This is a genomic window from Algoriphagus sp. (assembly GCF_024305035.1).
In the GTDB taxonomy this organism is placed as follows: domain Bacteria; phylum Bacteroidota; class Bacteroidia; order Cytophagales; family Cyclobacteriaceae; genus Algoriphagus.
In genome coordinates, this window is sequence record NZ_JAMWZB010000040.1 from 9,812 (window position 1) to 34,417 (window position 24,606).

Consider the following 24,606-nt stretch of genomic DNA (forward strand, 5'->3'; position numbering starts at 1 on the left):
CGAAGCCCGTTGAAGTTCCTCTTCCTCCTGCATTTCAGCCAATTGCAAGTCTTCCTCCTCTAGCCCCTTGAGTTGAAGCTCCTCCTCTTCTATTCCTTTCATTTGAAGCTCTTCTTCTTCCACCGAAGCCCGTTGAAGTTCCTCTTCCTCCTGCATTTCAGCCAATTGCAAGTCTTCCTCTTCTAGCCCCTTGAGTTGAAGCTCCTCCTCTTCTAATCCCTTCATTTGAAGCTCCTCTTCTTCCATCGGAGCCAGCTGAAGTTCGTCTTCGGTTGGAATTTCTGCCAACTGAAGGGATGGTAGTCCCTCTTTTTGATTGAGCATCTCTGAAAACTGGCGTTGAACTATACTCTCGGGACGATTATCCTTTAACTGCGCAGCAGGATTTGTCGGGTTTGAACGATCTGAATTCTTTTGATCTGATTTCAAATTTGCCGCTGACTTCATAAATTTTCCCATATCACCTTTGTTTTTTTGTTTATGGCAGATCCCGCTGCGTAAAAGTTTTGGATATCCGCAAACGGTGTATAATAATTCCTGCTAAAATCCCCACTGAGAAAATGATGATCAATTCCCAAATGGTCACCTCATTACTACCCGCTCCTATGAATTTGAACTGAGTGTTGAAAAACAAATAGAAGAAAAAGGTAAGGAAAGCCAGTAAACCGAAAGTGATGGTCAACCCAATAAACATTCCGCGTAAACCCCATTCCTCTCCATTCCGCTTGACCCCAAAGAAAGTAATCAGAATGGTCATGCCCAATAAAAGAAGACAGCTTAAAAAGGCAATCCCGTTTAGTTGGGTATATCGATCCCATCTACCCAATAAGCAAATGCATTCCAATTCCGAATCAATGGAATAAAATTCAGTGCCCTCAAAGGTTTTAAACTCACTCTGGTAATCCCAATAACTTTCAATTCCTTTCTCATTGGCCAGTGTTCGAATGCTATCCCTAGTGGGATAAGGATCATAATAACAATATTCTTCCCTGGGTATTCTATTTGGATCTCCAATGTAAATATCATTTAATCCTGCCCATTGAATGTCCCTGCTGTAGGTTAATAAATAATCCCAAAGCGTGGGAGACTGTTTCTCTGCTTCTAGCTCAACCTTTTGGGTTTTTACCACGGCAGAATCCACCTCGATTAACGATGCGCCCAATACATCCCAAAGCGCAGTGGTTTCAGTATCGGTTCCCAGACCATACAGAGCCACGCCACCCAAACTGTTATTCAGTATCCAATCGTATTTTGCAGCTAATCCCCGAACCTCGGTAAACCACAGCTGGGTCAACTGCCCTGTTTGCTCATAATTCAAATAAGCTGAGGCCTGTATCGGGTCAAAGCCCAAGACTGCACCATTTTCATTTTCTAAGGCAGTCCTGAGGATATCCTGCACCTGTTGATAGTTTAGGAGGGTACCAAAGCCCTCTGCTCTGCTTCCGGGATTAAAATCTGGCATTGGCCATTGAATCCCCTCATAACTGACACTCAGGACCAATTTAGCCAAGGGCACCCTTCCATTGGAATAGAATGACACTGCACTTTCCAGAGCACCTCTTGAATTGGTTTGATCGGCATATAATGGACTCAACGCAAATGGAATCCGGGTGGCTGTTATATTCAGCCGTTGGGATTCTACCAAGTAAAAATCCACTGCAGAATTTAAGCCATCAAAATCAAGGGAAGAGGCCAATTCATGTTGGGACGTGTTGGCTAAAGGCGGAAGATTCAAAGATAGATTCACTTGACTATCTATGGATCGTAAGTTATCCTTAAATGATTGGACAAAACTTGAAAGCCCGCGGCTATCCCGGGGATTCAAACCCACCAGATTCAAATTAATTCCGTTTAGTCCGTGACTCTGAATCAATGCCGAGACTCGCTGGAATAACCGATCCTGCATAGCCCTGCTGCTTAACAGCAAACCGGTTCGTTCAGCAGTACTACTCGTTACCGAAAGCCAGACCCGCTTTCCATAAGCTTTGCTTTTGGCTAAAACCGCTGAATCCAGCGTATTTTTCAAGCCTTTCGGATTGGATTCAAGCCCATCCTGCCCCAGTTGATAACCTGTCAAAACTAAATCAGTCAGGTAATTGAGATTATAGCCCTGAAATGCTGAATTGGATTCCGGGGAGTGCCAGGCAAAAACAGGGAGCTTGGCCTTAAGACATATTTGGTAATCCACTATCAGTGTATCGCCCAGTGTATCCCGAAGCACAGGAAGTCCGGGGGCCCCACAGGATAAACCGATTTGACGCAATTGGGAAAGCGCTGCATCCAACTTCCCCTGCTCAGCCAGTTGCTCTGCCTGGGATTGATCCAATAATCCCTGTAGGACATTCCCAACCTGAACTTGAATGGAATCTACCAAAGTCTGTGGGGCTTTGGAGTCGAGGTTTTGAATCGTACGTGCGATTTCCTCCCTCAGGCGTATGGTGGTGTCCCGATTTGCCATTAGCTCGTCGGTTAGTTGCAAAAGTTCATCAGCTATGGATTGAACGGTGGTAGAGTCAATTGCCAAATCCCCTTCGGTAGTTAATCGTCGAAGTAATTTCACCACCCGCTCTCTTTCGTTATTGAGATTATTTTCCCGGAATCGGAAGGGTTGTAGAAGTTTATTGATCAGCCCCTTTCGGGCTGAATCACTTACATTGATTGTATCTTTTAGAATAAGCTGGGAGGGAGGTATGCTTTCTTGTTGTCCAAGGGCTATGGAAAACCATCCAAAAAACAGAACCCCGGTAACCCATCCGAAAATAAGTCTATTGGATCTAAAAGTTGGTGCATTCGTTCGATTCAGTCCAGTCATATTATCTCCATTTCACTTCCAATGATTTTTCCATCCATGGTAACTTAATCATGGAAATATTCCATGAAACAGAATCCAATAATACATCCACCCCGGTTTTGGGAACTTTGAGAATGAAGCTGTCAAAACCAAATTCCAAAACCCCAGCTCGTTGCAGGAAGGTTTCTCTGATTGCCTCTATGGATGCATTCTTCATTTTTTCCCAGTTGCTACGCATTCCATAGAGAAGGCTCTCGGTCATCTCCATTTCTGAGGTTGACAATTCAGACTTTTCCAGGTGTTGTCCGGATTTCATTCCAATCAGGATTTTATTTAACACTAAGTCATACTCAGGAAATTCAGCGTGACCAAATACCAAATATTGTAAGAGGTATACCGCTTTGGACTGGTTTTTCTCCGGAATTTTTCCTTCTTCCAGAAGGCCCAATCTTGAAAACAAAACCGATAAGAACGGCCAGCATAAAATTAGACCCGCATTATTCACGTTCACCTGATCCCCGGGCTTTCCATCCTCAACTACCCTGGGAATAGCTTCAGGGAAAATGGTTAAAATTATTTTCTTATAAACCTTATTTTGCTGATCCTCAAATTCTTTTTTACCCAGGAGTTGATGAAAAACCAGTTTCCATTTGACCTGAGAAACGGACCTTTTCAGGAAAACCAAAAACTCTTTCAAAAAATCTCTGGTGAAACTTTTCTTACCCCGAAGATAAAACTCAAACCCAAAAGTCAATAAATAGCTCTTCCACTTCCCCGGATTCAAATTACCAGCATACATCCAAGAACTCCAATTCAGCAATTCCAGCAGTTGCCTTTGAATTCTTGGATCTGCAGCAAACCAGCCTCGGACCAATTGAGATTCCTTCGAATAGTGAATACTTTTCTTAATCTCTTTGGATAGCTCAAGGGAGGAGATCAAGCCAACCCGGCTGGTATCCAAGACCTGTGAGATTGAAAAATCTGACTGATTAGAAAGTGGATAATTAGAAGTAACTCCATCCTGTACACCTAATTTAATTCTTTCCTTAAATTCCTTTTTATCCTGTAGAGGATCAATAACTCGTTTCCAATTTACTTGGGATTCTACCTGGGTCAGGAAAATTAAAAACTCTTGTAAAAAATCCCTGGTGAAATTTTTCTTACCACGCTTATAAAATTCAAAACCAAAAGTCAACAAATAGCTCTTCCACTTGGCAGGACTTACCTCACTGGCATCTATTTCAGCACTCCAGTTCAGCAATTCCGACAGTTGTTTTTGAATTCTTGGATCTGCAGCAAACCAGTCCCGGACCAGCTGAACTTCACTGGAATGCTGTATGCTTTTCTTTATTACTTGGGAAAGCTCAGAGGAAGAAGCCATGGAAATCCTGCTGGTATCCAAGCCCTGCGTTTTGAACGAGTCGAACTGACTTTCAAATAATTGATCAGAAGAAATCCCATGACCCACCTCCAGTTCCTTTCTGATTAGCCCAATGAATTCGTTTAGATGCTTCTTATACCGGTTACCGGAAACTGCTCTAAAAAGCTGCTCCAGTTCCGCTTTGGTCAAGTCCGAGACCAATTGATCCAGCCCCGCATGGGCAAAAACCAAAAGGAAGGGCGCTGCTTTTTTAGGATCAGCATGCTGTAGATGAAACAACAGGTCACCAATGAGTTTGCTTTTCGATTGCCCAGGTGACCACCAAGGAAGAAAACCCTCCTTTTCTAAAAAAATCAAGGATGAAACCAAGGATTCAGACTCATCCCTACCCCACTTTTCAATTGGATCTGCTTTAAAACGCTCAAGCTTTAAAAATCTGTTCAAGGAGCGCTTCCCAAAATCACTTAGCCCCTTTTTTTCCAAAAGGTATTCCCAGTCACGAATACTTGTTTGGCTAAGGACAGGGCTCTTAGAAAAGTGTGCAATAAAGTTTTTCCAAAACTGCCTTCTCAATTCCTCAATGGAGCTATTTTTTTTCAATCCAATCTGAAAAGCAAGAATCATGACCAGCCTTTTCCATTCTAGGGCCTCCGAACGACCTGAAAATACAGGATCAGGCAAATCAAACAGTACAATCCATTCTTCGATAAGCTCCTTTTCAACACGAAGGTTTTGGAAAAACGCCTCCTTTACTTTGTTGCTCACCGATTTTGATTGTAAATCCCTAGACTGACTAAGGAGTTCTGTCCATTCGTAGGTACCTACCTGTGTCTTTTGGTTGGCATCATTTCCTTCATCGCTTTTGCGTTTAGGCCCGTGTTCATCCTTAAGGGTATCAAAAGGAAAGTAAAGGGGTGAGAAATTCTTGGATATCCAAGCGGAAAAAAACTTCCAATCCTTTTCTGAAAGCACTGCTTTTAATTCAGGCAGGATGAAGGATAAACCCACCAGGTTTTTTCCCAATAAAGCTTTCACCAGGCTTGGTCGGGCTTGAATCCCCAAGATCATTCGATTTACCCACTCTTTTCTTTCTCTTTTGGGAAAGGAAAAAAGGCGCTTCCCATTTGATCCCAAAAGCCAACTGATCTCTTGAACTAAAATTAAATCAACCTCTCTTTTCACTTGCTCCAAGCTGACTTTTCCCCCTGCGATGGGAAGGATGGAGAGGAATTCCATTTTAAGCAATGCGTTCAGATCTTCATAGGCATCTATCCGGTTAGTGAAAAGTTTAGGCTTATAATCCAACCCCTCCCTTTTCCCAATTTTTGACCAAGACAGTAAACTTTGAGGGATCGAAATCCGGATTGGATTTAATAGGAAGCCCTTTTGAAGAGCTTCCCATAAGGGGCTGGAATCCGGATGGAGAATCCTGTGAAAAAGAAGATGCTTTTGGAGATCCAACCGATTTTGGAGGGCATTTACGATTTTTTTCTGCTGATAGCCCAAGTCCTGATTCCGATTTAAAATACCCAATGAAACTTGGAGAAATCTCCGAGTCAGGCTTGAACGGCTGTCGGGTGTATCCGGAAGGCCTGTAGTCAATTCGTTAACAAAGCTAATCCAAAGCACACGATCAAGCCTTTTTTTACCTGTTCCCCTGAGCTGAAAAATTTCTTCCAAAGAACCTGAAATAGCCAAAAACTGAACAGATTGCTCCCCTCCAAAGTGTTTCAAGTATTCCCTTAGATCATCCCTGTTAATACGCCGAATCATTTGCCACATTCGTTTGGCTACCTTGGTGTTACTCCTTGACTCCGGATGCTTTATCCACGCGGTTAGAATCTTATTTTTTTCCTTAATGATATTTTCCAGTATTAAGGTGAGGTCCTGTTGATTCACCTCAGAAAAGGAGGTTCTTAAAACCCCTGTTCTAAGGTATTCCCATAAAATGAGTTCGGTGTAGTCAAGCGGAATGGGAGTGGATGAGTTTCTAGTTTCAACCCATTCACCCTCCTTTTCCTTTGGGTTGAATTCCGTGACTTTCTGGGCAAGAAACGAACTTCTTCTTGCAGCTTTCCCAACAACCTTCCTCCAAATCAAGGGTGCCTCAGAAATCCCTAGATCCAAGCCCACCTTCACCAGTTTTTCCCTCAGCTGTAAGAATGAGCCTGGCCAAGAAGACTCCATGTTTTTAACCTGGTACAGAACAAGAATTTCATACCAATCCTGGCTATCAAACAAAATAAGCCCGTCGAAAGAAGCTTGTTCATGGGCCAACTCAAAAATCGATTTCAGTTGATATTGGGTAGGATAATTTTCGGATTGATTGGAAAAATCAGGCACAATTTTCTTCACTTCAACGGCCAATTTTTCCCACAAATCAGCATCTTCCCCTGCTAAAAGGCGAATCAGATTTTGGAAACCGGCCCTATTTAATTTATCCCAAAACCGGGGAAATAACCGGGCAAGGCTCATAAATAGTGGAGCTGAATTCGCGTTTAACTCGATCCAGGATATTATTCTTGGATCTTTAGAAGAAAAATTAAGCCAGTGAACAAATTCTTCAAAACCGATAGCAGGTTCAGCAACGCTTATTGTTTGTTTGGTGGTATTTCGTTCCTCCACCCACAGAATGGTTTCCTTGAATTGTTGCCCCAAGTTATTCTTGGTCGGTAACTCATTGGCTATTTGAGCGATTTGGCTAAGGAAGACGTCAAATTCAAGATTGAAATGAGAAGCTATAGACTTCAAAAAATGATCACTGAAGGCTAAACGGTTAAATCTGGGCCCAGAATCCAAGGCTATAAAATTTAAGATAAAAAGATTTAATGCTTTTTTAACGTTTTCCAAAGAAGAAGGCAGTTCACTGTTTCCTTGATGAAGGGACAGATACGAGTCTCTATATCCCAACATCCATTCGGCATCTTCGGGAACTAAGACTTCGATGATGCGATCAAAATAATCCCGGTCCAAGAAAGCTATCCGCTTTTTGACCTCTTCACTAGTTCGGATCAGATTTCCGAGTAGATCCCCGAAAACATCGGCTGAAAAATTGATTAATTCCTCTAGAATGGAAAAAAGGTTCCAGGATTTATCCATCCAAGCAGGAAAGTAACCTTTGAGTAAATAACTCTGAATGGCCAATAAGGCTAAATTGGTAGATTTATTTTCTCCAGGGGAAAGAGGAAGAGTAGAATCCAAACCCAGACTTTCTTGGATTCTTTTTTCAAGGGCCTCGACCAACAATGCCTTAATTCGATCTCCAAGAGAAGGGTTGATGTCCTGTGGGGTAAGTTTACCCAGGTCAATGGTCAAACGCTCCAATTCCATGGCAATTCCGGAAAATGCAACCTGTTCAAAAGCACTTTCCAAACCCGGAATTAGGCTAGGCCTGGTCAGTTGATCCAATTTCTGATTGCACTGGGAGGCTAATGTCCTCCGAGGGTAAGTAAAGGAAATTAGCACTTCATCAACACGACTTGCCATTTGATCAGCCATGAAGACCTCCTTCCATTTGAGCTACTAAAAAATCATATAAAGCTAATGCCCCAGAGGTGGTCCCTTTTTCAGATCTTCCCGCCTGATTTTGATTTGCCCACTGGGTATGAACCTGTTCAAAGGCTTTAAATTCCTCAAGATTCAACCAATGAATCTGTAGATTCACCTGTGCAGGAACACGCTCCTTCACCTGGGCTTCAAGAAAATGTCTGAAATGCTTTTCCTGAAAACGTGCAGGCCAATCCGGTAAGATCAACGAAGTCTTTAAATTAAAAAAATCTTCCGATAGGAGTTTACCGTCTTTTCGCTTCCGAAGAAAGACTACTGATCGTTGTCGGTACACCCCCTGCTCATGTAGGGTCCCCTTTAATCTTAATTTCTCTATCTCTGCCAGAGCCAGCCTTCCTGAGATTGCACCTTCCCCTGCCATTAATAAAGCAAGAGTTGAGGTGGATTCAATGACCTGTTCGAGATTTGCCTTTCCCTGATCCTGAAAAACACCCAAGATCTCCCCCTCTTCTCCTTCGATGAGGATCTCATTCTTCCCCCTAACGTAGGCTTCTTTATGGAGGGAGGCTTGATAAAAGGAGGTAAGCAGCCTATTCCGCTGATTTTGGTCCGCTACCCAAGTAGAACGAAATGTGGGTTTCCCCCATTCGTCTCTTAACTCAAAACCAAATTCAGTCCCTTCCAAAATTTTTCTCAACAAAATATGATCAACCAGGTACATTCCCTCAGACTTGGCATTTTCATTTCTAAAAAAAGCAATATTGTCAGCAATAGCCCGGACAGCAGCTTCGTTTTCTTTTCCTTCCCATACACTCACCCAAGAGGATTCAGATTTTTGGAAAAGTACTTCAACCGTTTTGGAGGATTCTCCTGTTTTAGAAATCCAGTAACATTCCGGATTCAAGGTTCTAGAAAATAAATCTTTTATTCCGATTTTCCCCATCGAGAAACTGGTTGGATTTCTTGAATCGGAAAGCGGAAAAATTTTCTCCTCTTTGCTTAAAGGCCTGAACTTTTGCAAAAAATCCGGGTAGGATGTTTTTGATTTAACAAGCCCCGAGGTTGGAGTGATTTTCTCATTCCGGTTTTCGGCCTTAACAAAACTGGGCAATAAAGAGGATTCTCCGGGAGAAAAGCCCATCACAAGACTCAGCAGCTTGCAAAGTACAAATCGGGGTTTCTCCTCATCTGAAAAATGGAAAACCGCCTGATTCTTCACATAGTTTAGATCGGCTATCAAGCTTAAAAATTTCGATTTTTGCTGAAGCATTCGCGCCAACAGTTCTTCCTGGGAAGAAAGCAGGTTAAGCTTGAGGGAAAGTTGAAACGGCACATCACTTATTTCTTCACCGAACCTGGCCATTAAATGGTCCAAAACCCTATTCTTTCGCTCCAGCCAGGTAAGTCTGCTTTCCCCGGTCTGAGGATTGAATCCCTGTGGATTGAATCCTGGATCGAGCATGGACTTGATTTCCAGTTCATCCTGATCGATACGAGTTTCAAAATCCTGGCTGTAATAAGAGCCTTCCTGTTGATGATTTTGGGAATCAAAAAAATCTGCAGTATGGGAAAGTTGTGCCAAAAAGTTCGCCAAATGCTTTTCGAGCAACATCAGATATCCTTTGAGTTGCCTCACTTTTGCCTGCCTGTCCACCGGTTCATGACCGGAGAGTCCATCTTTTCCCAATCCGTAGATTCCCGGAAAGTGATGTTGAATGGATTCATAATTGGCAGGATTTCTAAACCTGCCGTTTAAATTGCTTTCCCAAAAAGTCTCTTTAAATAAATCAACTTGATAAACCCTGTAATTTTTGGACCACAGATCAAGTAAAATATCCAAAACCCGGCTTTTGTTCATCCGCTGCAAATTTCCATTCACAAAAAGCGATAGGGTGGAAAAAACGCTGTCCGGATCGTTGATGTCAGTATTGATCGCCGCATAGTTAGCCGCCGGAATGGAGAGTTCTTTATCATTGCCCAGGGTTGAAAAACCCAGATTCCAGCATTTCTTTACCCCCGTGAGTTTAGAAATCAAATTGAGGATTTTCTCGGTATATAGCACCTGATTTCTCCCCTTCAATTCCTCATCCAGAATAAATCCTCTTTGAAGTCGGGGCCCGGTAAAGATATCTTCCAGTCGTTCTCCTTTCTCCATCAATTCTTCTAAACTTGAAAAAGCAACCGGGTGGTATAGGTAAACCTCCAATGCAAATAGGATTTCTGCCATTACCCGATCAATATCGGAATTCTGGTCTACCTCAACATTGGCTTTCAAGCTGATCGTCAGAGGCTGTAAAAGGACTGGGGGATCAAAGTCTTCGGCCAAATTTCTGTTTTGGTGAAGAAAATTCTTGAGTTTGTCCAAGAACGAAGTCCTAACCTCCGGGTATTTCCTTAACCGCTTCTGAAAGGGAAGAGCCGGCAATAGTTCAATCTGATAAACCCCATTTATTCCCTCTTCGCCTTGAACAGGAACTACCGGAGTCAACCAGCAGTTTTGAATTTCAGGAAATCGATCAATTACTAATTTTCTAAAATCGGCAGCTGTAACCGGATGAGAGGAAAAAACCAAACCCGGAGAATAAAAAGAGTTCTTTTTCCAATCGATTCGCCCTTCAGCTCTCTCGACCAATAAATCAGAAATAGGAAAGGAAGCCTTGTAACTCAACTCGGTCAGGCCATAGCAAAATTGCTCCAAAATGGTTACTCCCGGATCATGGGCATTGTAATCTGTCCAAATCGTTCCACTGAACTCCTGCACATAGTGAATCCCTTTGTTTTTCAAGGAAGTAAAATCCTGGGCTGGCTTCAGAGCCTGATCCTTTCGAATTGAGCTGGGCTTTTCCATGGAATCAGTGTTGGTCTAAAAAATCATCGTCCCACAACTTCGAAATTCGAAAAGTGATTTTGGAATCACCTCCGTAATTGCTCCCTGTTCTCATTTGAAGCTTATAATCGAAGGTATCTCCTGTCCATCTGCAGTTAATTTTATTCCACCAAAATCCATAATACGCGCAGGTCTTTGAAATCTTGGGCTTGGAATTCCCAAACGTGCTGAGGGCGGTGGCATGGAGCAAGGCATACCTCCCTTTTTGCTTTCTTCCCGCATGAGCCACTATTTCAAAGCCTTGGGCCCCGGTCAGATTGGTCAACACATCATGCCACTTACCATCAGCGGGAATTTGTCCTTTCCGGTAAATGCCTACCCTTCCTTGGGAAGCGATTAGTCCATTCACTTCCAGTTTTTGACTGGGTTGTGCTGTACCTATGCCTACATTGCCTCCTTTTTGAAAAAATATAGTTGGGTTTTCTTTTCCCCTTTCTTTTAAGATGATTCCTTTGGTCTCCCCTTTTCCGTTGACCAATACCCAACTCGCTTTTTTCTCTTTAAGAGAGTCATAAAAACTAAGCAAAACTTCCTCATCCCCAGATGGGAAAATCATCAAGCCCTCCTGCTCTCCTTTATTGATGCCATCATCTACCTTATTGAACATGGAATCAATCAAAATGGCAAAATGAATTTCTGAAGGAAGCATTCCGCTTCTGAAGTATTTCTTCAGTTGTTCCCGGTCATTGATTACTACACTATTTTGGGCTAAATCTGCCATGCAAAATTTAAGATTTATCTAGAGTTGATGAGTGGATAATAAAATCTGAATCAATGGAAAGGTCTCCAATGCTGGACAGCTCCGGATCCCGCAATTCCTGAGAATCGACTATCTCCAAATGATGGGATTCTGCCGAGGTAAGAATAGCATAAGGACTGATGGTTCGAAGACGTTCTACCTTATAGGTACTATCGGCGGTATCAATAATTTTAAAGCTTCCCAAAACCTCCACTAATTGAAGTACTGAAAATCCAGTAATGGACGCAACATAAGGTCTGGACTCCATGAAATTCTGAATCTCGGCCTTATAAATTGATCGTATAAAACCTTTGTCCTTCTGGAAATCTCCTGGGTTAGGCGAGAGAAACTCAATGAGTTCGCTTTCCAGCTTGTCTCGGTAATACCCTGCCTGTTGACTGAATTTAAATTGGATAAACGCTCGAACCTTAAGCTTTTCAAACACTGGATTGGAAACCTCCAACACTGCAAAAGGAGAAATGAAGGATTTCAAGTAGCTTTTAATTTCTTGAAGCAGTTCAAAAGGGGCCCGAAATCCCTCTTCCCTTCCTTGGGTCAGCAGTGGAGTTTGAGGAATAACCACCACTTGAATATTGCTTTTCTTGACCAGATGCAAAGGAAAATCACTTCCTCCATAGACCATCACCCGACCTATTTGAGGAAATCGCTCCAATACCAGCCTTTCCAAATCCCAGGTTGTCACCCCTCTCTTCCGATGGCGGATTTGTTCACTGACTCTCACCCTATCTTCTGCCAAACTCTTCTTTAAAGCTGGAATTTTAAGATGAAAGGGTCCCAAGACCCCTTCCAGCATGGGGTTTTGTTCCGAAATCAGCATGGGGGGTTGGCGAATTTCTTCCACGGTCATCAGGATGTCTTCACCTCCCTTTTTTTCAACCAATAAAACAGCATTGGTAAAGATGGACATCAGACGACTGTTGATGTCAGCAGTACCCAAATTACAGACTCTCAACCAAAATTTACCAGCTGAAAGCCGGGTATTGGATCGATCAAGCTTGGAAGGAAGTTTCAGTTTCACAATGCCGGATTGAAGCATTCCATGGGTTGAATCCTCCAAAATCCGATTTCCGAGGGGATGCCATTGATTCTTTTCCAAATATTCCCAACGGATAGGAGGCGCTTGGGTAATGGTATGGATAAAATAGGCGGGATGTAATTTAAATCCCAAATTGAGGAGCTCATTCTCTTCTACCTCATCGAGCCCAATGAGTAAACTCCCCTTTCCGGTTAATCGAGGAAGCAGGAAGGATTCAGAGGCTTGTGCAGCTGGAAAAACCTGACTGTAGCCAAAAGGGAATAGGTGAAAAAAGTGGATACTTTCCTGTTCATGCTCATTTTTTCTGCCGAAGTTTTCTTTGGTGAAATTATTGTAATTGATCTCTATTTTTTCAATTACAGGAGTGTAAGCAGCTTTGGGCAATTCCTTGGCTTTTTTGGGAAACCGGCTGTTGTAAAATGACACATCGGCAAAGACCTCGGTATAGCTGTCATGGCCAAACACAAAAGGCAGAGGAGCTGCTATCCCCAGGAAAAAAAAGGGCATATCCTCACTGGAACCGGAGGAAATATGTGGAGTTTTCAAGATGGTCTTATCTACCAAATCCAACTCAACTGAAATCGTCTGTTTGTTGACCAAATACTCACCGTCAGATTTTTCTAGGGTATCAAAAAAAGTAATCTCCTGATTTGATTTTTCTTCCTCACTCGTTTCCCTGTAGGCCTCAGATTTGATTCCTACCTTGCCTCTAAACGACTGGTTGTTGATCTCTTCCGGGTAGGCCTGGTAATGGTCGATAAAGCCATTTCTTTGCTCAGGCAACCCCGACCAAGTAAATTGAAGTGCTAAACGGGAAAGAAATTTATTTAAAATCAAGGGATTGAAAATCTTCAGGTAGGCATCTTTGGTGGGTAAAGATCCAAAGGGAAGAAATGGATGGTTGGGATCCAACTTTCCAAGTTGATTATAACATTCCAGGTTACTCCTAACCCCTTTTGAAAGACTGAGGATTTCCACCGAGACGATTTCCAAAAGACTGAGTGCTTTGTAAGGAGGAAAATGCGCGGTATGATTTAAAAAAAAGCGGACGCAGGGCCATGGGGTATTCAACAGTTCCCCATGCAAGTCAGCCGAAAAAGGATAAGGCAGTTCCTCTTCTCCCTCCGGCTCAATTTTAAATGTCAACATATTCTCCCGCTCAGAAAACTCTACGTGGAGAAAATCCAATGTTTTCCAACCGTTTTTGGTGCTAAGTGAAACCCGAAAAGCCTCATTCAAAAACGAATGGATAAATGTCTTTAATTCATGATCTTGATGGACATGAGAAATCCCCATGTAATCTTCTTTGCTATACAGCAATTCCTCCAAAACACGTTTGAAACGAATACAAGTGGCTTGAGTCAATTCGATGGCAATCTTAAAAAAATGGGTTCCCTTTTCTACCAAAAACACGGGAGAACTGACCGCAAAACCCAGTAAACTTGTATTCATGGTCCGCTGACTCACCCCCTTATGACTTTGATCCTCCCCTAACACTACCGGGAAATCCGGAGATTTCACCCCCTTAAAACTAATCTCCTGTTTCCCTTCTCCTTGATATAGAATTTGATCAAAAATTCCATTTAATGAAAGTTCACCAATTTTTTCCCCAGTTGAAAACGGGTAATAATCACTCTTATAGAACGTCCTTAGCTCAGAGATTTTTCCTTTGCTCAGGACTGTCAATTGTGGGTTCTGAAGAAGGATCCGCTTTTTGGATGGAAACTGCAAACTAAAACTCGATTGCTCAGGAAGTAGCGTTGAGCCTCCTTTTCGGATGAGGCCTGCCAGAACCTGAATGGATAAAGGCTGTTTGGGTTGCTGTTGTAAAATTCGCTGATAGTAAAAATCCAAATGCTTTTCGGTCAGGGTATTCAAGTCATGCTGTACCTCTTTAAAAAGTTTTAAACCAGCTAAAATAAGCCCTAAATGCGGTTGATGATCTCCAGTTTTTGCCTCCACCAATTCATCAAATCGCTTGGCTGCAAATTCGGTGATGTAAACCATGTTTTTATAAGAAAGCTTGAAACTTTCCTTCAAGCTGACCTGCTCACCGGCTCTCATTTCCGCTGAGCCCATACTTAGAAAATCCGATTTGGAAAAATGGTCCTGAGCCGGAATTACGCCAAGAAGAATCGGTTCAAGAAACCGGATTCCGTTTCGTATTTCCTTCACGACCGGGCCGGTGTAGTGACAATCTTGGAAAAGCTCATCCCAATGGAAAAGATTTTTGACCATTTGGAGTAGATTGACCGCCATTTCAGCCCTGATTTCCGGATTGGATTCAAAATCCGCTCCCCCCTTTACCTCTAAATCTTCCTGCTTGAGTTTAAAGGAATCTAGGGAGGTCGAAGCCATTAACCCTACGATAAACACCGGGTCATGAAGCAAAAAGTGTTTCCAATTTCCAATAGCTTTGTTTTCAAAATTATGATACGCTACTGCTTCGGCATAGCTCAGGGTGAACTTCACCAAATCCAAAAGAGATCGCTCATCCGGTACCACAAAGGTAGGATCCAGAGCTTTAAGCTTTCTTCCAGATTGATTGATTCCGTTTTTCATTTGTCTAACATTGATTTTCAAAGGTCACATGGAATCCCACAGGGTTGATGCTCATACCCCTATGTGATGGCCATATCATGCTCGATTTCATCTTTTACTTTAAAAATCCATTACCTTACAAATTTGTCCCTTCTTGAAAATAAAAAGGATAAACCATATTGGTCCTCGAGTTGGTAATTATAACCGTATAGTCAATATAGATCAACAGGATTCCCTCTGCCAGCTTCTCTTTTCCGAATTTGATCTCCTTTACTTTAATTCTCGGCTCATAGTAAAGCAGCGAATTTTTGATCGTGTCCCTGAGGAGCGTCAGGTAAGTGGGATCATTGGTTTCAAAAACATAGGAAATAATGTCACAGCCAAACTTGGGATCCATGACCCGCTCGGTAGGAAGAGTTCCCAAAATAATCCGGATACTCTGTTCGATATCTTGCTCGCCGGAAACCATTTCCACCCATTTGGAATCCATCTCAAATGAAGGGGGAAATGCCCAACCTTTTCCCAGAAATGTTTTGGTTGAATCATCCATGTTAACCTCCGATCATGACCGTTGGGCAGCCCAATACGATGGATCCTCCATGTGCGGTGGTATCTCCCATTCTGGCAGCAGGTTTCCCCCCGATCATGACCGTAGCCGAACCCTTCACGATACTATCGGGTGGACCGACACAAATACAGGAATCTCCCATAACCGCTGCCGGCAAATTCCCGATGAGCACTGTCGGCACCCCCGGACCTACAACCGGCCCTCCCACATGTGGAATGGGTGGCACTCCCGGTGTTTGCATGGGACAGGTATGCATATCTGTTAATCTAGCTGCTAGTGGCATATTTCTATCAATTTATCATTACCATTGCTCCCTTTACTGCGGTTTGTCCCGCAGCAGAGAACTCCGCCGAAGCACTTCCTTTAGCCTTCATGGATATATCTGCTTCCAAAGAAACATTGAGTCCTTTTCCGGTCAAATCTCCTCCAGAAGCTTGCATACTAATCCCGGAAACGGCTTTCAATCCAATCTTTCCCTTGGCATCCAACACAATATCCTTTGGACTGCTGAGTTGAATTCCGCTATCTGCGAAAATTGCTTCATTGGAATTCGCATCCTTTATTGAAATCTTTTTTTCCTTATCATCGAGCACAACGGTATTTCCTCCCGGGGTCTGAATTGTCAGTATTTTATCTTCCTCATTGAAAATAAGAGCGATCCCCGATTTGGAATGGATAGCCTTCGTGGAATTCTTTTCATCCGGCTCAAACTTGGGTTTTAACGTAGAGCTATACAGGCTGCCAATAATCACTGGAAAACGGGGATCCCCGTTGACAAAGGTGAGGAGCACTTCATCTCCAATCTCTGGAAAGAAAAAGAAACCGGCATCTTTTGAGGCATAATTACAGGCCAATCGTGCCCAAAGTTCATTGGAGTTAGAATCATTTTGGAAAGCCCCCAATTCCACCAAGACCCGATATTCTCCATCCTTATCCTCATGGATTTGTTTGACTTTGGCCAAATGGGTTCCTTTAACACCGGGTAACAACCCGAGTCCGTCTTCTTCCTCCACATCCGGTAAAGAGGAATGCCAACGGGACTGCATTCCTATGTAGAGTCTGGTTTTCCAATCTCCTTCCGAGCAATCTTGCTCAATCTTAGAAATAAAGGCCTTCCCATTATACCGTTCTCCGAAATTCTTCAGATCCACCAAATCTCCCGGCTTGAGCTTATTGGTACCCAATAGGGTGATCTTCCCCTGAATCTTGGAAAGAGCGGATTTACTGATCCAACTTTTTGAAAAAGAAGTCAACTCCTCCATGGAAACAGGAGCCGAGGTAAACTTTTTCACCCCGGGTACAGAAAGGTCTCCGGCAATTTTCTGAGCGGTGAGGTTACTGATTGAGGAAGGGTCAGACATGCTTGCATTCACAGAAATCTTTTGTTGGGTTTTCGGGTCCCAGGAGGAAAAATTAAAATCAGGAAAGGTATTTTCTCCACTCAGCTCTAAGTCTACATCCAATACGGTCAAATCCGCCTGAATCGCATATTCAGGAGTACCTGACACATCTATGGCCTTGACCGAAACCTTATCCTGATCGGTCAAAACGAAAAAATTATTCACCTCTGCACGGATAATCAAGTAATCCCAATCCGATGAATTGTATTGAAACAAAGGATAAGAATACTGGGAGGCTGCTTCCACGTCGGCCGTTAATCCCGCATTGGTGATCAGTTGGGAAAATAAGTCATCATCTTTGGAATCCTTGAGTACCTGATTGGATCTGGATTTGGTCAAGGTAAATGCTTTATGCTTACAGGTAACCAAAAGATAGGAGGTGTCCCTACGAACCACCAGGCGTTGACCGGTAACCAAACCTTTAAAGGACAGACTTCGCTCGTCTCCATATCCCAAATTGAGCTCGATTTCGTTGCCGGGTACAAAGTCTGAAGAAGCACTATTGGTAAAAGGCTCATTTTCAAGTCCAAAAACCCCTCCATCAGATAGTTTAAGACTGGCTTGGGCAATTCGGTTGATTTCCCAGGTCACAGCCACTGAAATAATTTCAACGGTCCCGGAAAGGACTGACCCATTGATTTTGACTTCAATGGAAACCGGTAAATCGTTTTCTTTTAAAACCTCTGCCATACGTGCTACAACTAAACTAAAGGTGGAAAAACAAGCTGATCCCCTGGGCGGATGGAACGAATCTGATCCAGGGAGTTAAATTCAGCTACCTGCAAATAGTATTTGCTATCTCCGTAAATTTTAAAACACATGCCCGGCAGGGTGTCTCCAGCTTTTACCATTCGGATATGGGTTAAATCTGAGGAATTTCTACCCTCCTCAAGGGATTTCTTTTTAGCCGATACCGATCCGATAAAAACCGCCTTGATTTCTGCCCTCAAAGGCGTACCGTTCAAATCCATCATGGAATATAATACATCCCATTCTTTTAACCTGCCTTCAAACAGGGATTGGGTCCCCCAGAGGATTTTCACATAATTGGGCTCATGGATATCCCCATTGTAGGCGTAGATTAATTCTTTCAACTCCTCAATCTGATCATCCACAGGCTGGGTGGAAAGTACTCCCGTGCTATCAAAAAAGAAATCCATTGTAAAAAGCTTGGAACCAGCCCCCCTGAATTTGACCGTTTCGGCAGAGGTTCCCTGTGGAGAGGAGTTGGTACTGTAATTCAGTTCTGATTTATCACTGTATTTATCAGGATTAACCAATACATCATACTCCCCCACTTTGTCTGAGAAATCAGGCTTTTTATAAGCCACTAATTTCATTTTGGTCAGTTTTCCAGATTCCATCATCAACGAGAAACTGAATAGTCCAGCATCTGGGAGATTTTCTCCTGATACTCGCGCTCCATCTCTTTTTTAGCCGCATCAATCAGCTCCTTAACCTGTTCGAGGTTGAGCGGTTGTTCACCTCCATATCTAGCGGTATCCTCTACCACTTCTCCTCTTATGACTAATTGCCTAATTATTAGGGTCATCTCAACTGTCCTTTTTAAAATGTTTGTATTTTAAGGTTAAAGTCTCCAAAGCCAATTCGTTTTTTGTACTCCCCAAGGCGGAAAGTTCCCAAGATAAAGGAATAGCCTTATATACCGACCACGATGCTAAAGGAGTGGCTTCAGCCCCAAGGAGAATAACCTGTAAATCAAGCGGCTTGAATTTAAACTGCTCCAAAGCATCCCTGCACCAATCATCCAGACGCGAATTTTGAAGCAGACATCTTTTCAAAACCAAATTCGAATATTGAGGAGGAGAAGGCAGATAATGCACGAAGCTATTATCCCCCCCCTCCATTTTTTCGGTAACCTTCACTGTTACTTTCAGGCCGGAGACTTCCTGAAAACTACAATCCATTTCAGGAAAATCCGGGAATTTTACCTTGAAATAAAAAGCAGTGGGCGGGGCATACCCCGTCTGAAAGAAACTGGTTTCACCCATGCTGATTATCCGTTGGCAATGGTCAATCCTTCATGAGAAATCACAATGGATTCCACGGCCACTTCATTGGCATCAGACTTCATGTCTGTGGAAGTGATTTTGGTTGGCCAGGCATTATTGAGTGTCCAGGTCATGGTCGGTGCTCCTGATTCATCCAATAATTTAATGACCACATTCTGGCGTTCGATGGTATTCATTTTAATTTTATTATACCAATCCCAGAACGCGTTGTCATTGACAAATACCCCTTTTTTCATGGTTACCTGACTGTTTTTGATTATTCCAGGCATATTGATAGTCGAAAAAACAGGGCTGTTTCCATGCCTGTACTCTATAGGTTGCGCTTCGATTTCAAGGCCACTGACCTCCTGAAACGGAATATCGGTTGTACTACCCCAGTCTACTGAAAAGTAAAACTTGGGTAATGGCCAATTGCTGTCTTGTGCTTCTCCTGCCATAATTTTTTAAAATTTAATGTGTTTAAGAATATTAGATTAGTTAGTTGGATTGATTAAGATTTCTGCATTTGCTGTTCGAAGGTAACCACGATGAATTCTGCAGGTCTTACAATAGCCAATTTGACTGTAATCAGCATTTTACCCTCCAAAATATCCAAAGCGGTCATGGTAGTACCCAGCCCAATCTGCACGTCAAAGGCATCCTCTGGGCTTGCACCTGCCAAAGCTCCTTGCTTCCATTTTTCCACCAAGAAATTCGAAATCAAACTTTTTACCGTCACCCAGGTATTGGCATCATTGGGTTCAAAAACATACGCACGCAAAGCCAACTTGATGGATTGCTCGAGCATAATCATGGTTCTTCGGACGTTGATGTATCTCCAATCCAAACTGTTCCCGTCCAGGGTTCTGCCTCCCCAAACCAGGGTACCGACTCCGGGGAAGGTTCGTATCGCATTGATTGATTTTCCTGAAAGGGCATTCACATTCAAGTCTTCCTGCTGATCATGAGTAATGTTGACTGCTGGTTTGACCACTGAATTCAAGCCTACGTTTGCCGGGGATTTCCATACTCCTCTGCTATTATCCACCATGGTAAAGATCCCTGCCATAGCCGGTGCAGCAGGCAATAAATTCATTACCGCACGAATTTCATCCAACAGGGCTGAATAGGTAGGACTGGTGGCCAACAATCCCAAATGATGATTGCTTTCCTTGTTTTTAATGTAACCGGGCAGAACATCGGCTAGATCTTCTTCAGAGATATCCGGTCGATCGGCCTTCAATTTTTCCTTAAACTCATCTTCTGATTTTGGAAAGGCCTCCACCAAACTTTTCGCCCTTGCTTCGGGTAAAATTTCAGCCAGTGCTACCGACTCATCCAGATTTTTAAAGGTGATTTCGCCCTTTTGGACCACATTGGTTTCCAACCAGGGATAATACGCAGCAGCATAGCTGAGGTATTCGGTCCCGATTTTTTCCCTGAATACTTTAATATTGTCCTCTTCCCCATCCTCTCTGCTATTATATCCATCATAGACATCCAGAATAGCTACTCTGTTTTGCATTTTAGCGCAGTGGGCCAACATTTGCTTATAAACCTCATAGGCTTCCTCGCCTAAAGCAACTGCATCAGGAATCACCACCATGGTGGGCTCCAATTCCTTAACCAGTTTTAAAAGTCCACCTTCCACCGGTTTTCCGTTGGCATCCTTTCCGGTTCCCAAAAGATCATCCTTTTTGATTTCGATTCCATCCTTACCACCATAAGTGCCCACCGAAACGATGTAGCAAGTTCCTCCTCCATTGGAGAAGAACAGGCGAAGGCTGTTAAACAGGTAGACCAAATGATTGTCCTTGTACTTGATAGACTTATCACTTCCCCCGATGGTGACCAGATTCCTGTCTCCATCCTGAGAATCTGCAAGGGTAAATTTGGGACTAAATGCCCCTCCGAATAATTCCATGTAGTCCGCAAAAGAGGTAATCCGCGTGGGTTTATTCACTAAGGATTTCCCATTTTTGGAAGCCCGTTCCGTATACCCGATAAAAGCAGGTATAGCGGTAGCTACTTCTACAACCGAGCCCGGGAATGCATTTTTTTCTTCAATGTAAACTCCGGGAGTCATGAGGTTTTGTGCCATAAGTGTTTGTTTTGTTAAAGTGAGAAATTGGTTATATAAAAATGTGTGTAACTAATACGTCATCATTGATTGTGCTTCTGGACAAACCTTCCGGACTTGCCTTGGGCAATTGTTTGATCACCACCTTGAATACCTGCCCGCCATTGGATTGCTCTACCAATTGAAATTTTGGCCATCCATCCACTTGAAAGGGAAGTACTGCTTCAGATTCAAAACTTCGGACTTTCCAGCTGTCCTGAATTTCAAATTCAGTTTCCCTGAAATGAATATCACTGTTTTGCGCATCGATTATTTTCAGATCATTAAACTTGTCGTATGCCTTATCAGAGAGGATGTATTTCCACCGCGTTTGCTTTGTTTTAAAGCGTACAGAGTAAAGGCTTGGAGTTTGAGTTTGAATAAATCCTTTATGAAGTTGACTACAGGATAGAATCATTCTGGCAAATGGAGTTTTTTCCATTTTCGTGGAAGGTTTAAAAAACCCCTTCCTTTCCCCCTTCTCAATTCCATAAAATACCCTGGCTTCAGGATCAGCAAGAAACCTGTGAACCTGATTCGAAGGAATCTCTAATTCTTCCCTGTCCAACAGCTGGATCTTGTCTTGCTGAACCTTAGTCAACAAATCCTGAAAAGCCTCCCTTCGAAGGACGGTCAAACTATTATTAACTGACACCGTGTCCCCAGCATGCAACAGCTGCTTTCCTTCCTGAAGAGCGAAGAAAAAAACATGCATATCAGGCCTGAATTCCCGACCAAAATCTGTGAAATTGTAAAACAAGGGGTTTGTTGAAAATAAATCCAAATTTAGCTCCCGTTCTTCCTCTGCCAATAATTCAGGATCCCCTGAAAAAACAGCTATTCCACCTACTGTCGGTTTAAGGATTAAATTCAGATTTTTAGCCAGTATTTTGGTCTCAGCAGTAGGGGCAAAAGAAAATCCATCATAATAGGAATCTCCTGTGTACTCATGAGAGAAACCCAGGGTGGCGATGTGAAAGAATTGCTGGTTCATTTTAGTTTGAATTTTCTGAACCTGTAGAAGAAATCGCCGGAGTAATTCCTTTCACTGGCGTTTCATCAAAGACCACCAATCCCACCTTGTAAATGACTGAAGGTAGTAATTTGGAACCTATGGCAGACCAAACTTGGCTGATGTTATCATAGGATAAATTGCACAGTTCAAAGGTGACTTTTTCCACTCTTTTGGATATACCGGGTATAGCACCCGCACTCATGACCCGCTGATGCTGAAAAAAACTTAGAATTTGGGAGATATAATTCAAGCCCTCCAGGTAGTTTTTGCTTTTAAAATTGGCGCAAAAAACCAGATGAATATTTAAAAATAGCGGGGAAGATTTATCCAAAAACCCAGAACCTGAGCCCATTTGCCGGGAGGATTTGTTTTTTAAGGCAGTTTCTTCTTCCACAGACAACAAGAAACATACAATACGATCTTCCAATTCCACAGGAATAGACCCGGAATTATCCAACAGGGATGACACCACGACTTTGTTGTCGGTAATTCCGTACTGATTTTTAAAATTTTGATTTAAAAGCTCTCGAATATGAGCCATTAAAGTATCGATCATGACAACTCAAAGATTAAATGGGGTAGAAAAATCCAACACCAAAAAATCAGGTCTTGAAAATTTATCTTAAAGTTTCCTTAAATTAGAAAAAAATTGGTAATTACAAATTACCCCAAATAAAATAATTAGTAATACTACATATAAGGTATAATTATTTGGTAACTCTGAAAACTAAAATATGGACAGTTTACTGCTCTTAATCCTCCTAATCCTTCCTTTCATCCTCTTTTTTGTCCTAAAAAACTATTTTGACCGAAAGGAAATTTTTCTTCAAAAAAATGTGGAACAACTGAATTTTGAAAAAAAACTGCTGCAAACAGAGCTGGAAAAAAAGACCGAACAAATTTTAATTTTAGAACAGGAGCTCTTGAAATTCAAAAAAGAAAAGCTGGAAACCCAAAGTCAAACCGAACGCATGAATACCGAAAATCAAGCGCTCAGAAAATTGGTTGAAGAACTTCAAAAGGAGAAGGGAACAAAAAATGAGGATATTATCGTGGAGTATATCTTAAAAAAAGAAGCCTGATGAAGCGGATTCCTAGCCAAAGAATCCTTGTATTTTTAACTAACGATACTTTTGCCTTCTTTGATTCGCTCCAATCGTAGGGCCTGAACGATATCTTTTGAGCGAATGATTTTTTCTTCCCGCTCCAGGGATTTTAGCAAACAAAAGTGTAGAACATTGATGATGGTAGCCGCACTTAGCTCATGCTTTTCAGCCAGCTCTTTTAAATCGATATCCGTATCGTAGGTAAATTCATCCAATAAGGCCGTTTCCCAGATTTTCAAACGCTGGTAATAATCGGGGAGCGTAAAATCTACCACCAGCTGAAACCTTCTAAAAAAGGCCTCATCAATGTTGTTTTTGTAATTGGAACAAAGGATGACCAATCCATTGAAATCCTCCACCCGCTGAAGTAAATAAGAAACCTCCTGATTGGCATAGCGATCATGGGAATCAGAGACCTGAGTCCGCTTTCCAAAAATGGCATCTGCCTCATCAAAAAACAGGATCCAATCTTTATGGTCTGCCCTATCAAATATCCGGGAAAGGTTCTTTTCAGTTTCCCCGATGTACTTGGAAACCACCTGAGAAAGATCAATGCGATAAACATCCAGGTCACAGGCTTTTCCAAGCAAGGTGGCGGTCAACGTTTTTCCTGTTCCAGGAGGTCCGGTAAACAAGGCCCGAAATCCGGGCTTAATCCTTCTTCCGAATTTAAAGTCGCGTTTCAATCGCTGACCATGCATCAACCAGTTTTTTATTTCAGCTATTCCCTGTAAAACCTCCTCATTGATGACCAGATCAGACCATTCCTGATCGGTAATAATTCGCTTAGCAGGGAAGTCCAGATCGAAATCCGGTTTATACCCCTCCCCTGTGGTCAACAAGCTCAGGTATTCTTTTGAGATTTTTAAAACACCGCTGAGAAAGGGTTCATCACGGGACTGCTGCTCCAGGGTAAGAATACCCTCCCGGTGAAAGTAATGGGAAGGGTCAAACAAACGAATCAATTCAAAACGTTTTTCCAAATTTGACCCTGCCAATAAAAAAACCGCGGTCTCTCCCGTGGGTAAAAAACCCCGGTGTTTTTCCCCTTTAACCCCTCCAAACTCAGTAAAAGGCACATCGTAAGTTTGATTTTTGATATGCAGAATATCCAATAAATGAGGTTTGATATGAGGCATCAAAGCCAAAAGCAAAACCAGGCGCTCGGGTAAACCCATTTGATGCCGCCTAACTAATTTGCCATAAACCGAATCGGAATCCGAAAAATCCGGCAAATGGAGTTTATCAATTTCAGCTTCGGTTTGGCTCTGTTCAAAGGTAATTTTACCTCGAAGAATTAATAGCTCCTGAAACCACTGGATCTCTTTTTCAAGACAAACGGCATTGGAAAAATTGGCTTTAGTCATTGATTTCAAACAATTTTATACACACCCAAAATGTACAAAAATTGACTTTTAAAAAAAATTTTATGTGTATCCGGTCTACTGCACGTATGGGTAAATTGAGGCGAGAACTAATCGGT

General features: G+C 42.5%; 18 protein-coding genes. 1 reads left to right on the forward strand and 17 read right to left on the reverse strand.

Going from position 1 to position 24,606, the window contains the following annotated elements:
• From Q0L00_RS17875 to Q0L00_RS17950, 16 genes are all read right to left on the reverse strand, one after another.
• Window positions 1-459: hypothetical protein (locus Q0L00_RS17875; RefSeq protein WP_297338261.1), on the reverse strand; the 459-nt coding region annotated here is incomplete at its 3' end.
• A gap of 19 nt (window positions 460-478) precedes the next feature.
• Window positions 479-2,812, reverse strand: a complete 2,334-nt coding sequence (locus Q0L00_RS17880) for a glycosyl hydrolase family 18 protein (RefSeq protein ID WP_297338262.1) — start codon at window positions 2,810-2,812, stop codon at window positions 479-481.
• Window position 2,813: 1 nt separating this feature from the next.
• Window positions 2,814-7,670 carry a contractile injection system tape measure protein gene (locus Q0L00_RS17885; RefSeq protein WP_297338263.1) on the reverse strand — a complete coding sequence of 1,619 codons (4,857 nt, stop codon included), beginning with the start codon at window positions 7,668-7,670 and terminating at the stop codon, window positions 2,814-2,816.
• Window positions 7,663-10,527 (reverse strand): hypothetical protein, encoded by a 2,865-nt coding sequence (locus Q0L00_RS17890; protein WP_297338264.1) that lies wholly within the window; start codon window positions 10,525-10,527, stop codon window positions 7,663-7,665. Before Q0L00_RS17890 ends, Q0L00_RS17885 begins: the two co-directional genes overlap by 8 nt.
• A gap of 4 nt (window positions 10,528-10,531) precedes the next feature.
• Complete coding sequence (locus Q0L00_RS17895) at window positions 10,532-11,287, reverse strand: adhesin (RefSeq protein ID WP_297338265.1); 756 nt, start codon at window positions 11,285-11,287, stop codon at window positions 10,532-10,534.
• Window positions 11,288-11,294: 7 nt separating this feature from the next.
• Entirely contained in the window at window positions 11,295-14,924 is a 3,630-nt protein-coding gene (locus tag Q0L00_RS17900; RefSeq protein ID WP_297338266.1) for a hypothetical protein, read from the reverse strand.
• A 115-nt stretch (window positions 14,925-15,039) separates the two neighbouring features.
• Window positions 15,040-15,453: a GPW/gp25 family protein gene (locus tag Q0L00_RS17905; RefSeq protein ID WP_297338267.1), complete on the reverse strand. Its 414-nt coding sequence runs from the start codon at window positions 15,451-15,453 to the stop codon at window positions 15,040-15,042.
• Window position 15,454: 1 nt separating this feature from the next.
• Complete coding sequence (locus Q0L00_RS17910; RefSeq protein WP_297338268.1) at window positions 15,455-15,754, reverse strand: PAAR domain-containing protein; 300 nt, start codon at window positions 15,752-15,754, stop codon at window positions 15,455-15,457.
• A 7-nt stretch (window positions 15,755-15,761) separates the two neighbouring features.
• Complete coding sequence (locus Q0L00_RS17915) at window positions 15,762-17,561, reverse strand: phage baseplate assembly protein V (RefSeq protein WP_297338269.1); 1,800 nt, start codon at window positions 17,559-17,561, stop codon at window positions 15,762-15,764.
• 11 nt (window positions 17,562-17,572) lie between these two features.
• Window positions 17,573-18,211, reverse strand: coding sequence for a LysM peptidoglycan-binding domain-containing protein (locus Q0L00_RS17920; RefSeq protein ID WP_297338270.1), 639 nt, complete (start codon window positions 18,209-18,211; stop codon window positions 17,573-17,575).
• Between the two features lie 26 nt (window positions 18,212-18,237).
• The gene (locus tag Q0L00_RS17925) at window positions 18,238-18,423 is read right to left on the reverse strand and encodes a DUF5908 family protein (protein ID WP_297338271.1); all 186 of its coding nucleotides are present in this window, start codon (window positions 18,421-18,423) and stop codon (window positions 18,238-18,240) included.
• 1 nt (window position 18,424) lies between these two features.
• Window positions 18,425-18,883 carry a phage tail protein gene (locus Q0L00_RS17930; protein ID WP_297338272.1) on the reverse strand — a complete coding sequence of 153 codons (459 nt, stop codon included), beginning with the start codon at window positions 18,881-18,883 and terminating at the stop codon, window positions 18,425-18,427.
• A 5-nt stretch (window positions 18,884-18,888) separates the two neighbouring features.
• A complete protein-coding gene (locus Q0L00_RS17935; protein ID WP_297338273.1) occupies window positions 18,889-19,341 on the reverse strand; it encodes a phage tail protein in 453 nt (150 codons plus the stop codon).
• A 53-nt stretch (window positions 19,342-19,394) separates the two neighbouring features.
• On the reverse strand, window positions 19,395-20,984 hold the full coding sequence (locus tag Q0L00_RS17940; RefSeq protein ID WP_297338274.1) for a phage tail sheath C-terminal domain-containing protein: 1,590 nt from the start codon (window positions 20,982-20,984) through the stop codon (window positions 19,395-19,397).
• Window positions 20,985-21,015: 31 nt separating this feature from the next.
• Window positions 21,016-21,996 carry a hypothetical protein gene (locus Q0L00_RS17945; RefSeq protein ID WP_297338275.1) on the reverse strand — a complete coding sequence of 327 codons (981 nt, stop codon included), beginning with the start codon at window positions 21,994-21,996 and terminating at the stop codon, window positions 21,016-21,018.
• Between the two features lies 1 nt (window position 21,997).
• Window positions 21,998-22,573, reverse strand: coding sequence for a DUF4255 domain-containing protein (locus tag Q0L00_RS17950; RefSeq protein WP_297338276.1), 576 nt, complete (start codon window positions 22,571-22,573; stop codon window positions 21,998-22,000).
• A 178-nt stretch (window positions 22,574-22,751) separates the two neighbouring features.
• Between Q0L00_RS17950 and Q0L00_RS17955 the strand changes: the two genes are divergently transcribed.
• The gene (locus tag Q0L00_RS17955; protein WP_297338277.1) at window positions 22,752-23,099 is read left to right on the forward strand and encodes a hypothetical protein; all 348 of its coding nucleotides are present in this window, start codon (window positions 22,752-22,754) and stop codon (window positions 23,097-23,099) included.
• Window positions 23,100-23,134: 35 nt separating this feature from the next.
• Here the strand turns inward: Q0L00_RS17955 and Q0L00_RS17960 are convergent, their stop codons facing one another.
• The gene (locus tag Q0L00_RS17960; RefSeq protein ID WP_297338278.1) at window positions 23,135-24,490 is read right to left on the reverse strand and encodes an ATP-binding protein; all 1,356 of its coding nucleotides are present in this window, start codon (window positions 24,488-24,490) and stop codon (window positions 23,135-23,137) included.
• Between the last annotated feature and the right edge of the window lie 116 nt (window positions 24,491-24,606).